This is a genomic window from Oceanimonas doudoroffii (genome assembly GCF_002242685.1).
Taxonomy (GTDB): Bacteria; Pseudomonadota; Gammaproteobacteria; order Enterobacterales; family Aeromonadaceae; genus Oceanimonas; species Oceanimonas doudoroffii.
In genome coordinates this window covers 501,885-514,927 of sequence record NZ_NBIM01000001.1, presented here as the reverse complement: position 1 = coordinate 514,927, position 13,043 = coordinate 501,885, and the positions used below count along the sequence as shown (strand labels likewise).

General features: G+C 55.7%; 15 protein-coding genes. 6 read left to right on the top strand and 9 right to left on the bottom strand.

Features of this window, described 5'->3' with window-relative positions; genetic code table 11:
- Nucleotides 1-14: 14 nt before the first annotated feature.
- Nucleotides 15-791, top strand: coding sequence for a nuclease-related domain-containing protein (locus B6S08_RS02355; protein ID WP_094199176.1), 777 nt, complete (start codon nt 15-17; stop codon nt 789-791).
- A 142-nt stretch (nt 792-933) separates the two neighbouring features.
- Here the strand turns inward: B6S08_RS02355 and B6S08_RS02350 are convergent, their stop codons facing one another.
- Nucleotides 934-1,488, bottom strand: coding sequence for an START domain-containing protein (locus B6S08_RS02350; protein ID WP_211284140.1), 555 nt, complete (start codon nt 1,486-1,488; stop codon nt 934-936).
- 323 nt (nt 1,489-1,811) lie between these two features.
- Here B6S08_RS02350 and B6S08_RS02345 point away from each other — a divergent pair, with 323 nt between their 5' ends.
- Together B6S08_RS02345 and B6S08_RS02340 are read left to right on the top strand one after the other, a co-directional pair.
- On the top strand, nt 1,812-2,663 hold the full coding sequence (locus tag B6S08_RS02345) for a GNAT family N-acetyltransferase (protein WP_094199174.1): 852 nt from the start codon (nt 1,812-1,814) through the stop codon (nt 2,661-2,663).
- A 133-nt stretch (nt 2,664-2,796) separates the two neighbouring features.
- Nucleotides 2,797-3,918, top strand: a complete 1,122-nt coding sequence (locus tag B6S08_RS02340; RefSeq protein ID WP_094199173.1) for a hypothetical protein — start codon at nt 2,797-2,799, stop codon at nt 3,916-3,918.
- A gap of 75 nt (nt 3,919-3,993) precedes the next feature.
- Here the strand turns inward: B6S08_RS02340 and B6S08_RS02335 are convergent, their stop codons facing one another.
- The 3 genes from B6S08_RS02335 to B6S08_RS02325 all read right to left on the bottom strand — a co-directional run bounded on the left by B6S08_RS02335 (nt 3,994) and on the right by B6S08_RS02325 (nt 8,274).
- Nucleotides 3,994-5,601 carry a BCCT family transporter gene (locus B6S08_RS02335; RefSeq protein ID WP_169716357.1) on the bottom strand — a complete coding sequence of 536 codons (1,608 nt, stop codon included), beginning with the start codon at nt 5,599-5,601 and terminating at the stop codon, nt 3,994-3,996.
- A gap of 178 nt (nt 5,602-5,779) precedes the next feature.
- Nucleotides 5,780-6,904, bottom strand: a complete 1,125-nt coding sequence (locus tag B6S08_RS02330) for a mandelate racemase/muconate lactonizing enzyme family protein (protein ID WP_094199171.1) — start codon at nt 6,902-6,904, stop codon at nt 5,780-5,782.
- A 14-nt stretch (nt 6,905-6,918) separates the two neighbouring features.
- On the bottom strand, nt 6,919-8,274 hold the full coding sequence (locus B6S08_RS02325; protein ID WP_094199170.1) for an FAD-dependent oxidoreductase: 1,356 nt from the start codon (nt 8,272-8,274) through the stop codon (nt 6,919-6,921).
- 164 nt (nt 8,275-8,438) lie between these two features.
- Between B6S08_RS02325 and B6S08_RS02320 the strand changes: the two genes are divergently transcribed.
- A complete protein-coding gene (locus B6S08_RS02320) occupies nt 8,439-9,098 on the top strand; it encodes a GntR family transcriptional regulator (RefSeq protein ID WP_206063720.1) in 660 nt (219 codons plus the stop codon).
- An 89-nt stretch (nt 9,099-9,187) separates the two neighbouring features.
- Here B6S08_RS02320 and B6S08_RS02315 read toward each other — a convergent pair whose 3' ends face one another.
- The 3 genes from B6S08_RS02315 to B6S08_RS18360 form a co-directional block, all read right to left on the bottom strand.
- The gene (locus tag B6S08_RS02315; protein ID WP_094200514.1) at nt 9,188-9,502 is read right to left on the bottom strand and encodes an NIPSNAP family protein; all 315 of its coding nucleotides are present in this window, start codon (nt 9,500-9,502) and stop codon (nt 9,188-9,190) included.
- Nucleotides 9,503-9,569: 67 nt separating this feature from the next.
- A complete protein-coding gene (locus B6S08_RS02310) occupies nt 9,570-10,016 on the bottom strand; it encodes a DUF417 family protein (RefSeq protein WP_094199168.1) in 447 nt (148 codons plus the stop codon).
- Between the two features lie 95 nt (nt 10,017-10,111).
- Nucleotides 10,112-10,270 carry a hypothetical protein gene (locus tag B6S08_RS18360; RefSeq protein ID WP_169716356.1) on the bottom strand — a complete coding sequence of 53 codons (159 nt, stop codon included), beginning with the start codon at nt 10,268-10,270 and terminating at the stop codon, nt 10,112-10,114.
- A gap of 95 nt (nt 10,271-10,365) precedes the next feature.
- Between B6S08_RS18360 and B6S08_RS02305 the strand changes: the two genes are divergently transcribed.
- The gene (locus B6S08_RS02305; RefSeq protein ID WP_094199167.1) at nt 10,366-10,968 is read left to right on the top strand and encodes a PepSY domain-containing protein; all 603 of its coding nucleotides are present in this window, start codon (nt 10,366-10,368) and stop codon (nt 10,966-10,968) included.
- Nucleotides 10,969-11,005: 37 nt separating this feature from the next.
- Here B6S08_RS02305 and B6S08_RS02300 read toward each other — a convergent pair whose 3' ends face one another.
- Nucleotides 11,006-11,506 (bottom strand): lactoylglutathione lyase family protein, encoded by a 501-nt coding sequence (locus B6S08_RS02300; RefSeq protein ID WP_094199166.1) that lies wholly within the window; start codon nt 11,504-11,506, stop codon nt 11,006-11,008.
- Nucleotides 11,507-11,601: 95 nt separating this feature from the next.
- Here B6S08_RS02300 and B6S08_RS02295 point away from each other — a divergent pair, with 95 nt between their 5' ends.
- On the top strand, nt 11,602-12,471 hold the full coding sequence (locus B6S08_RS02295; protein WP_094199165.1) for a LysR family transcriptional regulator: 870 nt from the start codon (nt 11,602-11,604) through the stop codon (nt 12,469-12,471).
- A gap of 49 nt (nt 12,472-12,520) precedes the next feature.
- Here B6S08_RS02295 and B6S08_RS02290 read toward each other — a convergent pair whose 3' ends face one another.
- Nucleotides 12,521-13,018, bottom strand: a complete 498-nt coding sequence (locus B6S08_RS02290; protein WP_094199164.1) for a TIGR00645 family protein — start codon at nt 13,016-13,018, stop codon at nt 12,521-12,523.
- Between the last annotated feature and the right edge of the window lie 25 nt (nt 13,019-13,043).

Below are 13,043 nucleotides of genomic sequence, written 5' to 3'. Positions count from 1 at the left end.
CAAAAGGAATTAAAATGGACTTATTCAGTATCTTCGCAAGCTACATGACATACGTCTGGTATGCACTCCCCGTTCTGCTGTTGGTTCTTTTCTTTAAGAGCCCCTGGTTCAAGGGTTTTTTCGGGGAATTTCTGGTCAACCGCATGCTGTCCCGTCTGCCCGGCAATGAATATACCCTGCTAAAAAATATCACCCTGCCCACCGAGGATGGTACCACCCAGATCGATCATGTGCTGGTGTCCGAGTTTGGCATTTTCGTGCTGGAAACCAAGAACATGAAAGGCTGGATTTTCGGTTCGACCCAGCAAAAGCAATGGACTCAGAAAATTTACCGCCATACCTCCAAATTTCAGAATCCGCTGCATCAGAACTACAAACACACCAAAACCCTGGAGTCGGTGCTGAATATGTCCCCGGAGCATATTCATTCGCTGATCGTGTTTGTCGGCGACGGCACCTTCAAGACCGAGATGCCGCCCAACGTCACCTATTGCCGGGGTGGCCTCGAATTTATTCGCTCGTTCACCCAACGGGTGTTGAGCAGGCAGGACGTCATCGAGGCAATTGCCCTGTTGGAAGAAATCAAGCTCAAACCCGGCCTGGCGACCGCGCTCAAACACAAAAAACATGTAAGGAACATTGTGGCCGGCAAGGCCGCCGAACCAGCCTGCCCGCGCTGTGGTGCCGGCATGCTGCTGCGGGAAAGCAAGCGGGGCGCCAATGCCGGTGAACCGTTCTGGGGTTGTTCGCAGTTTCCCAAATGCCGGGCGGTGGTAAAACCAACCCGATAGCATACTCATTTCTCCCCTTTCTTCTCTCCGACACTTGCTGGTGAAAAGTGTATTAAAAGATTGGCGGTGAATTATCACTGAACAATGTAATAACGGTGATGAAGCCTCCGAATCGGATTGTTTTGCCATATACCGTTTTTGCTCAGTCGCTCACTTCGGGATGTGTCCTGCTCTGATACTTGGGCAGTTGCACTCTTAATCCTCGAAAGGTGTTGAATGCACTGGTCACCGAGAGCTTGTTGATCATCCAGTCAGGTAAATTGCCGCCGGGATCGGCAAACGCAATATATTCGATATGGGTCAGCCCATTGGTCAGTTTTGCCAGTGTCCAGGTGGCTTTCACGGCTTTTATTCGAATGTAACCTGGTTGCCGTGGATAGGCATGGGAGGCGCCCTCAATGGTCAACACCAGGGCACCCGGCGGTTGGTCAAACCGGGAATAGGTGACCATATCCCGGTCCTGTACCGGCCAGGGGGCCCGAAAGCGGGTATAAACAATGTTCTCAGTGGGCGAAATCTGTTCAAGTACCCGGCTTGAGGAGACGTTGTCTATCCAGTTGGGAATATTGGGGCTGTCTTCCAGCAATGCCATAAAGGCCGCGTAGCGGGTAACGACAAACATCTGAGCGCGGATCTCCACCAGACCATCCCGATGATGGCGGGTGTGAATGGTAATGCCGTCCTGATTTTTGGCCATTTCCCAGCGCCGAAGCTGAGAGTCGTCTGCGGCGCCAGAAAAAACCGCGACCAAAGAAAGCGTCAGTAGCCAGCGTGCCAGCATGCTTGCCCCTTATCACTTATCACCTCTGGGCCGGTTAGCGGCCCTGTCTCTGCTTAGCTTAGGGTGAAAACGGGCCGAGTAACCGCTTTGAATAAGATGATGCGGTAGCGGCGGCTTCAAACCAATTTGGGCAGCCCGGAATGAGTATCATGGGCTGAGGCATTCAGCATACAATTCGGGCTTGCTGCTAAGCACGCTTCTAAGCTTCCAAGGCGCTTTCATTTTTCGTAGAGGGAACCATGAGTCATCATCGCTACAGAATCAGGGTCATGAACCGGGAAGAGATCAACCTTGCGATCGAATGGGCCGCAGAGGAAGGCTGGAACCCCGGCCTTCACGATGCCCAGTGCTATTTTTCGGCCGACCCTCATGGTTTTCTCATCGGCCTGCTGGACGATGAGCCCATTGCCACCCTATCGGTGATTAAATATGACGACTCATTTGGCTTTCTTGGCTTTTATATCGTCAAACCCGAATACCGGGGAAAAGGTCATGGCATTGAGATTTGGAAGGCAGGCATTAACTACCTTCAGGACCTGAACATCGGCCTGGACGGTGTGGTTGATCAGCAGGAAAACTACAGGAAATCCGGTTTCAAACTGGCCTATCGCAACATCCGCTACCAAGGCGTTGGGGGTGGTGATCAGCCCCGGCACTCGGGGGTTGTTGAACTGTCTACCCTGCCTTTCGACATGATTGAGGCCTATGACCAGCCTTTTTTCCCTGCCAACAGGGCGCAGTTCACGCGCACCTGGATAAGCCAGCCGGATTGTCATGCCCTTGGCATCATGCAGAATGGCACACTCTCTGGCTACGGTGTGATAAGAAAATGCCGAGATGGCTACAAAATAGGCCCCCTGATGGCGAACAGCCCCGAACTGGCAGAATCACTTTTCCTCGCTTTAAAAGCCCATACTGCTTCGTCAGAACACATTTACCTCGATGTGCCAGAAACCAATCAGGCGGCGGTTGCATTGGCCGAGAAGCATGGAATGAATGTGTCGTTCGAAACCGCCAGAATGTATACCGGCGCCATTCCCGATATACCTTTGCATCGGCTTTTTGGTGTGACCTCTTTTGAAATCGGATGATCGAAGCAGCGCGACTATCCAACAAGGCTACAGGGCGGCATCGTTGCCGGGCGTGAAGCTGCTCTGGTTAATGGGAACAGCTGCAACAACATCGTAAAATGGTGATGGATGCTTCATTACCCCGGGTAAGATCATGCTCAAGCTTTTTACCAAACTGGCATTGTTGCTGCTGGCCTGTGTGTGCGCCGGGGCACTGGTGCAGCAGACCACGCTGTCGGCGCTGGCACTCACCCGCGTCGATCCCCTGCCCCACACTCAGCAGTTGATGGCCGAGGCCCGTTACGCCGAGGCGGCGGATTATCTCGGCTTTTTTATGGAATACGACTATGTGAGCTCAAACCCCCAGGCTCGAGCGCTGCATAACGAGATTGCCCGCCAGCGGGAGAGCTGGCGTTATCGGTTTGAAAAACTGAGCGAGGGGCTGGTGCTGGGCACCAGCGACGAGACCATCGGCATGGCGGCGGCGGTGGCCACCGACTTTCTGGTGATCGGAGATATTCGGGATCTCACCCATCAGGGCATTCACCTCGCCAGGGGCGAAGAAGTGGACGAAGTACTGGTGGCACTATCTACCCTGGGGCTGGTGGCCACCACGGCCCAGCTGGCAAGTGGTGCCGGCACCCTGGCCACCGCCGGTGCCGCCGCCCCTGCCACCGCGGGAGCCACCGTGGCCAAAAGCGGTATCGTCGCGCTTAAAACCGCCCGCCGGCTGGGCAGCCTGCCTCCCTGGCTGGGCAAAACCCTGGTGCGGGCGGCCAGAACGGCCAGGCAGTCCAAAAGTGTAAGCAGGCTGGGAGACGTGTTTTCCCATGTCACCACCCTGGCGCGCACTCGTGGTGGCTTTCGGCTGCTGGCCAGCACCCGCAATGCCGACGAACTGGCCACCATGGCCCGCTTTGCCCGCACCTTTGGCCACCACAGCCGGCCCCTTTACCGGCTGGGTGGCGATCTGGCCGTGAGCCTGGCCGCCACCACCGGCAAACAGACCATCAAGCTGGCCGCCACCTTTGGCAAGGGCGGGCTCAGGCTGCTGAACCGGGTTGGCGCGGTCAGGTTCACCAAAATTGCCAGCCGCAGCGCCAAGATGGCCTACAAGGGCGAGCTGCTGCGCCTGCTGGCTCAGTCGCTGTTTCGCCTGCCGTCCTGGCTGCTGGGGCTGATGATGGTGCCGGCCCTGCTGTTCTGCCCGCCCTGGCGCTGGCTGCTGCGCCTTGGCAGGCGCCGGCGCGCCGCTCGCGGCTATTCGTATGAATAATGCCCAACCCCGCCATCAGCGGGGTTGGGCATTATTAACGCTAGTTTCAATCTGTTTACTGCATGGTGGCGGCGGTCACGCCTGTTCCGGCACCGGCTTTACCAGCGGCACACTCACCCTGTTAACCTGATCGGTGCTTGCCGCAATGCTGTGCATCGCCTGTATCTCCGCCGCACTGAGGTGCGCGTAATCCTTGCGCATATAGCCGATGGTTTTATACAGCATATAAGACGTCAGCAGCAGAATGGGCAATGCAAAGATCAGGATCGCCGACTGCATCGACTGCACCGGGGCATCCACGATAATGAAAATGGCCGGCAGCGCCACAATCACCAGGCACCAGAACATCTTCAGGTAGGTCGACGGGTTGTTATTCTCGTCCAGCCTGTCCTGAGTATTGCAAGACACGGTAAATACCGAGCCGTCCAGGGTGGTGACCAGCAGCAGGAAGGTGGCAATAATAAACACCACCAGGATCACCGAAGACAGCGGCAAGGTCTCCAGCGCACTGACAATCGCTTCGCTGGCCTGCCCGTCGGACACCATTTGGCTGATATTGACCTTGCCGTCGAGCTCCGTTTTCATCATAAAGGAGCCAACCACAGAGAACAGGGTTGCAATGCCGGCGGTGCCTCCCCCAATCATGCACACAATCACCTCACGAATGGTGCGCCCCCTGGATACCTTGGTAACAAACACACACATCAGCGGAATGAAGATCATCCAGTATGCCCAGAAATAGGCCGTCCAGGACTGGGGGAACTTGGCTTCGTTGATGGCATCGGTATACAGGCTCATCATGATGAAATTCTGCGCCCACAGGGCAATGGACGAGCTGGTGTTTTCAACAATGAACTGGGTTGGCCCCAGCAGCAGCACATACAGAACCAGGGCAACAACAAAATAGGTGCCATTTTCGCTTATCTTCTGCATGCCTTTTTCAATGCCAAAGAACGAGCTGGTCACCAGAAGCACGGCCACAATGGCGAGCATCAGCAGCTTCAGGAACAGGGTATTCTCAACACCAAACAGCAGTGACACCGCGGCCGAAATGATCGGCACCCCGAGTGACAGCACGATCAGCAGGCCAAAGATCAGTGCGATGGGATACATCACCTCAATCAGCCGGCCCATGACCCTGGCGGTGGTTTTGTTTTTTATCATCGACATGACAATGTCGCTGATTTTGAGCGAGCCGTTCTTGCGAATATAGAAGGAATACATCACCGGAATGGCGGTAATGGCATAGATCGCCCAGGCAATCACGCCCCAGTGATGCAGGCTGTAGGTAACCGCCCATTCGGACGCCGTTACCGAACCGGCCTCAATGGCAAACGGGGGCGTCTTGATATAATAAGACCATTCCAGAAAGGCCCAGTAGATGGTGCCCGAGCCCACTCCCGCCAGTGCCATCATGGCGATATAGGAGAAGGTTGAAAACTCGGGTTTTTCGTTACCCATTCGAATATGGCCATATTTGCTGAAAACAAAAAAGGCCGCCAGAATAACCAGCCCAAAGGCAAACCAGAGAATCGGTGTGCCAAAGTTATAGGCAATCAGTGTAAATATGTCTCCGGCAACCTTGATGGCCTGCTCCGGATTGGTCAGAAAGAACATGGATATTGCAGAAACAATAACCAGCGAGATAGCAATAGTAACCCGGTCGAAGTTACTTTTTCCCATTGTAGCTTTCATTATCTTTGTCCCATTTATCATTAACCCGCCCAACAACCCCGAATGGCAATATCATTTGAACAGATTGATACTTGCCGGTTACATGCCGGGCTCAAGACGGGTTAATAAAAACCACTTCCACATTGTTGCGGGAGCGTTCCATTATTTACCCAAGATACGACGCTTATTACTCGAAAGCATAATGTCCTATCGCGTTTTCCCGAACAATGTCCCAGTCCATCTCAATGCCCAGCCCTGGTTTCGTTGGTGCATGAACGAATCCCTCCTTGTCGGTACGAATCACGTCTTTGGAGCCCAGCTCGAAGTTTTCATAGGGGTAGGCCTGCTCAAAGAACCGACAGTTGTTATGGGCCAGTGCCACATGCAGATTGGCCGCCTGGGTCACGGTATAGCCCCAGCTTTGTATCTCCAGGTTTTTGCCGTGGGCCTCGGCCAGGGCAAAACACTTGTTGAGCGGCGTGATGCCACCGCACACGGTGGCGTCCTGGCGCACGTCGGACCACATATTATTGGCCAGGGCATAGGCCACTTCCTGCAGGGTCAGCAGGCAGTTGCCATGGCTGGAAATTTCCAGGTTGGTGTCTTTAACCAGACGCTGATAGGTGGCGTAGTCATAATCGGAAACCGGTGCCTCAAACCATGCCCAGCCGTATTCATCCAGCAGGCGGGCCATTTTTATGGCCTCCTGCTGGTTATAGAAGGTCGCCGTGTCCAGCATCAGGGCAATGCCGGCATCCTTGTATCGGGCCTGTACCGCCTTGACCAGTTTCAGATCTTTTTCATATACGCAGTAGCAATGCAGTTTGATGGCCTTAAAGCCGTGTTCAATGCAGCCGTCGATAAACGGGAAGTATTCTTCCACCGTATCAAACATGGGGGTGGACGCATAAGAGAGCATTTTGTTACGGGCGCCGCCCAGCATCATATACAGGGGCATGCCGGCTTTTTTGCCCTTGATATCCCAGGCGGCAATATCAATCGGTGACTTGGCGACCAGTCCGCCCCAGGAGCAGCGGTTCATCAGCCAGCCATGAAGCGCTTCGGTCATCAGGGCATTTTTCCCGATAAGCCCGGGCACTATGGTGCGCATGGCCTCGAGAATACAGCGGTCAAAGTCATTTTCCGTGTAGCTGATGGTGGCCCCCACCCCTTCGGTGCCATCTTCGGTGATCAGCCGCACCAGGTTGTTGGTGTAGATCAGCGGCTCCTGGTTATCGGCCCAGGGCAAATGGGCGGCATTGCGATCCGCAACGGCATATATCTCGACGCGCTTGATAATGGACTCTTTCATAACCATTCCTCGTTTTACAGTTTGCTGCCGTTGGCAATCATGACATTGCGGATTTCATCAACGGGGAGTTCCCGAATGCGGATGCCCTCGTCGATGGCCTTTACCACGGCAATGCCCGCCGCATGCCCATACTCAAAACATTGGGCCGTCACACGCGCGGAGGCAAGTGCCTCGTGCTCGGCACTCAGGCAGCGGCCGGCCACAATGATGTTCTCTCCCACCACCGGAACCAGGGTGTTGAAGGGAACGTCATAGTAATCATTGAGCAACCAGTGCAGTTTTGGCTTGTCACCGGAATGCAGTTCAATGGGCCAGGGCGTGCGGCAGATGCTGTCTTCCCGCTTGCGGCAATTCACCACATCGTCGTTGCTCAGTGTTTCCACCCCCACAATGGAGCGGGTCTGGCGAATGCCAACCTCAACGCCGGTATCCACCACATAGGCGTTTTCACAGCCGGGCACATAGTGGTTGAGGAATTTGGCATAGCTGCGAACCTGGCGGCGGCCGAATACTTCGGCTTCGGTAAAGTCCTTGGGATCAATCACATTCAGCATGCGGCCATCCTGTCCGGCCAGCCGCGTGGCATTGACCATCAACTCTCCGGGCCGGGTGGTCGGAAACATCCAGATTTTATGGCGCGGCAGGTCATAGTCGTCGGTCTGGTTGGCCGCCACGATGTTCTCGGTAACCTTGGGCGGACAGATGGTGTCTTCACCGTAATAGGCGAGGTATTTCTCCATATCGACACCGGCAATGCGAAAGAACATGGTCGGGTTCTGAATGCGGCCGTTGTCACCAAAGTAATAGTCCATGCCCGCCCGGGCGATCAGGGCGGCGTCGCCCGATGCATCCACTATCATCCTGGCGAGGATCACGCTCTGGCCGGCGTTTGACTCGATCACCACGCCCTTAAAGGCATCCCCATTCATGATCACTCCGGTCACCGCGGTGTGAAACAGGGTGGTTACACCGGCCTGTTCCAGAAAGTCATCGGCCACCTCACGCCACATCAGGGGATCATGGGTCACGGTATAGGTCTTGCCGTAGCGCTGGGGCCCGGTCACTCCCCCTTTGTCGGCCAGCGCCTGGCGAAAACGCTCGGTAAAGCCAAATACCACCTGTTCCGGCTGTGCATCGGGGTTGTCACTGGCCATAAACATGCCGCAAATGGTGCCCGACAGCCCGGCCACGGCGGCGCCGCCACAAAAGCCGTATTTCTCAATAAGCCAGGTGCGCTTGCCCATGCGGCTTGCGGTTTCCGCCGCCGCCACGCCGGCGGCCCCCCCACCGATCACCAGCACATCCACTTCCGCCAGGACCGGCAGATCCGGCACCGCTTCAAACCGCTGAACAATTTTCCAATCTTTCATGACGATCCCTCTGATAGACTTGTGGTCACCAACTGATATATCAATGATATGATCACAATATATACAGGATCTTTCTGTAGCGCAACAGTTAACGCATTGTGATATGATGTGGCATCCCTTGCTCGCGGGGAGCGCGCTTACCCACATTTTCCTGGGAGAACGAGATGGCAATGACACCGGTGTCGGTCAACAAGACAGAGGCCGCCTACAACCTGTTGGAACGCATGATTATTTTTCGCGAGCTAGAGCCGGGCAGCATGGTCAGTGAAAAGCAGCTCGCCGAAAGCCTGGGGCTTGGCAGAACACCGGTGCGGGAAGCGCTGCAGCGGCTGTCTTATGAACGAATGGCGGAAATTCACCCTCGTCGCGGCATTCAGATTCCGGCCATTTCGGTGGAAAGCCAGCTCAAGATCCTGGAAGTACGCCGGGATATTGAGGCACTGTGTGTCAGCTATGCGGCATCCCGTGCAACGGTGCAGGAAAAGCAACAAATGCTTGAACTGGCGTCGAACCTGGAAGCCTGTGCACAACACCAGGACGATCTCACCTTTTCCAGCCTGCTCAAGCAAATTCACAGCCTGCTGGTCAAGGCGGCAAACAACGAATACCTGCAGCTTGCCATGGCCCCGTTGCAGGGCCTTTCACGCCGGTTCTGGTTTGCCTATAAAAATGACCACTCGGATCTGGCACAAGCCTCGGCACTGCATGCGGCCATACTCAGGGCCGTTAGCCATACCGATGCCAAGGAGGCCGTGGCCGCCTCCCACCGGCTGAACGACTATCTGACCGACATGGCCTACCGCAGCCTGACGGCCAGGAAATAGTGGGGCCTTGCCCAAGCCAGGCACGAAACTCACACAAAAAAACAGGCCGGGGTGAACCACCCCGGCCTGTTTTGATTAATGATGCCCGATTACATATCAAGCCTGTTCAGCAGCCTCACCTTGATAGCGTCTTCATCGATCAGCTCAAACACCCTGGGTCGAATCTCACTCACCCACCATTCGTTGTAGGTTTCCTTGTGAATACGCTGCCGCGACGCCTCGTCGTCAAACTCCCTAAGCCACACAAAGTAATCCCGCTCATCTGAGCCCCGGTGCACATAGGTGTCAAGAATGACCATGCCTTTTGAACGCTGGTAAGGCAGCAGTTCGTCACGCATCCAGTTCAGCCACTGTTCGGTCTTGCCCTTCTTGATGCGGTACTCACGCAGTTCAACAATTTTCAACTTGCTCTCCACTGGGTGTTGCCGGGCTTGTCGGCTGGTGGAATGAGCCAGGCTGTCATACCGGTGCTCATTTTCCGGGCCGGTTACGTTCAATCACGGTAATGGATATTGCCAGAAACAGAATGTCTTTCACCAGGAAAAAGTTCGTGATCAAAATACCGTCAGACAGCTTCCAGGTATTCGGCGTGGTGAGCAGGAAACTCAGCGTGGTCACAAAGATTGCCGCGGCCGCAATGCCCGAATAATACGCCAATTTGGTGTTTTTAAACCCCGCAATCAGGCCAATGGCGACCACGATCTCCGCGGCACCAATCAGGTTCGACACCGCCTGAACGGAAAACAGCTCATAAAGCCAGCCCATGGCTGGGTGGTTGACCACCAGCGGCTCAATGAGTTTGGCCTCGGTGGGGGTGAATTTGTATATGCCTATCCAGGCGAGCACCAGCGCCACACCAACAACCCCCAGACAGTACCCGATGTTACCTTGTTTTAAACCAGCAGTTTGAGCGTGCATGCTAATACTCCAATACGTTGAATGGTCGGTTCAGACCAAAACAGCTTGCGAAAGACGTGTGCGTAAGAATTTCTCACAAGGCATTCAGGGTGATTTTAAAATGCGCCATTTTGCTTTGTTGAAACATGGCGCGGGAGTTTGTCGCGCACGATGCGAGGTTTATTACAGAAAAATGTGGCTGCATGGATCGGCAGGCAAAGCCGGCCCAGTCGATGCGCGCCCTGCCGCGCAATAAAGCCACGAGCAATGAACATCAGGCAACCCCGGTCGGCGGTAATGGGGTAACCTGTGCCGCCGTCGACATAACATAGGCGCCGTGGCGCTGATCGCCATCGGCCAGAGGATCTGAATGACAAGCACAAGAAAACTTCATCGCCTGCTGGGCTGGCTGTTGTTGCTGCCGCTGTTTGGCTGGGCACTGACCGGCATGGTGTTTTTTATCAAACCCGGATACCAGGGCGCCTATGAACAGCTCGCGGTGAGAACCTACCCGCTGCAGCAAGGCACGACCCTCTTGCCCGAGGCGGACTGGCAACAGGTGAAGCTGGTAAGAACGGTGCTGGGCCGGCACATGCTGGTGCAGCGCGAAGGCCGGTGGCAGCACCTGCGGCCAACTAGCCATGCCCCTTTTGCGTTGCCCGATGAGGCCGGCATCCGGTTGCTGCTGCAGGATGCCATGGCGGCCAATCCGGCCCGCTACGGCCAGATAGTTGAGCTGAATGGTACCGATGCCCGTACCAGCACCGGGGTGAACATCAGCCTGAACTGGAACACCCTCACCCTGCGGCAGGAAGGCAGGGACACTCGGCTTATCAATGGGTTATACCGAGTCCATTACCTGCAATGGTTGCCATCGAAGGAACTGAACCAAGGGCTGGGCATGCTGGGGCTGCTGTTGTTGCTGCTGATGGCATTGCTGGGGCTGCGGCTGTGCTGGCGGCGATCGCCCTAACACAAAAAACAGGGGCCGGATGGCCCCTGGCGTGGCTTCAATAAGCCCCTTCGCTGTAGATCAGTTCATAGCTGTGGCTGTAGATTTCCACAATGTTGCCGAACGGGTCTTCCATATAAATCATGCGGTAGGGCTTTTTGCCCGGATAGTAATAGCGCGGTTTTTCCATGCGCGCCTTGCCACCGGCGGCCACGATGCGCTCGGCCAGGCCTTCCACGTCCGGGTCCTGCACACAGAAATGGAACACGCCGGTTTTCCAGTATTCAAAGTTGTTCTCGGGGTTTTGCTGATCGCGGAACTGGAACAGCTCCACGCCCACGCGGTCACCGGTAGACAGGTGGGCGATGCGAAAGCTGCCCCAGCCCGGGCCGAACACGTCGGTGCACATTTCGCCGATGGCGCTGTCGTCTTCCGTTATCTCGGTGGGCTTCATGATCAGGTACCAGCCCATCACCTGAGTGTAAAACTCCACCGCCTTATCGAGATCCGGCACCGAAATGCCGATGTGGGAAAAGTTTCTTGGATATACCTTGCTCATTGCGCTCACCTCGTTCGTTGTGGTTGAGATAAGCTTACGCCGGTGATTTAATCATTAAAAATTATCGCTTTTTATCATTATGAGTATATTTTGTGATGATTAATCTGGTGTGGCTGCGCAGTTTTTGCACCCTGGTGGAGGTGGGGCATTTCACCCGCACCGCCGAGCGGTTGCACATGACCCAGTCGGGGGTCAGCCAGCATGTACGCAAACTGGAAGAGCATCTGGGGGTGGCGCTGCTGGTACGCCAGGGCAAGGGGTTTACCCTGACCCACGCCGGCGAGCGGCTGTATGAGCGGGCCGGGGAAATTTTGCAGTCGGTATCGGGGCTGGAGCAGCATGTGGGGCAGGATCCGGCCTTTGAGGGGCTGGTGCGCGTCATGTCGCCGGGCAGCGTGGGCCTGAAACTTTACCCCCAGCTGCTGGCATTGCAACGCCGGCACCCCAGACTGGTGATCGACTATCGTTTTGCCCCCAATGCCAGTGTGGAGCAGGCGGTGGCCGGTCACAGCGTGGATCTGGGGCTGATGACCCGCCCTTCAAACCATGAGGCGGTGCAGTGCCGGGCCATGGCCGAAGAAGCACTGCTGCTGGTGACCCCGGCCGGCATGACCACGCCGGACTGGTCCAGCCTGCTGGCGCTTGGCTTTATCGATCATCCGGACGGCGCCCACCATGCCGGCCTGTTACTCGGGGCCAACTATCCCGAATTTGAACATGTGGGCCAGTTCGCCAAAACCGGCTTCTCCAACCAGATTGGGCTTATTCTGGCGCCGGTCAGCCTGGGGCTGGGCTTTACCGTGCTGCCGGCGCACGCGGTGTCGGCCTTTGCACAACCGGCGTTGATCCAAGCCCATGCCCTGCCCCATCCGGTGAGCGAAACCATCTATGCCGCCACTCACCGCCACCGGCCCATGCCCAACCGGGTGGGCACGGTGCTGGCCCTGGCCGGCAAGCAGCTGTAGCCGGTTTATCCCTTGAGAGCCACGGCCGCAGGCACCACCGGCTGTGGGCTTACTTATCCTTGCCTCGGGTCAACTTGTCGAGATACCCCATGGCAAAGGCCGAAAGCACAAAGGTAATGTGAATCAGCAAATACCACAGGATCTTCTCGTTGGCGATATTCTCGGTGTTCATAAACACCTTCAGCAGGTGAATGGACGAAATGGCCACAATGGACGCCGCCACCTTGTTCTTGAGCGAGCCGGCATCCAGCTTGCCCAGCCAGCCCAGTTTGTCGTCGTCCTCATCCACATCCAGCTGGGAAACAAAATTCTCGTAGCCCGAAAACATCACCATGATGATCAGGCCTCCCACCAGGGTAATGTCGATCAGCGACAGGGTGACCAGCACCAGATCCACTTCCTTCATCTGCAGCACATTGGGCAGAATGTGAAAAATTTCCTGAAAAAACTTGATGCCCAGTGCCAGCAATACCAGGCTCAACCCCAGGTAAATGGGCGCCATGATCCAGCGGGACGCATACATCAGCTTTTCTATCAGTCTTTCCATTGTTGTTTTACCTGTATTTGCCTTG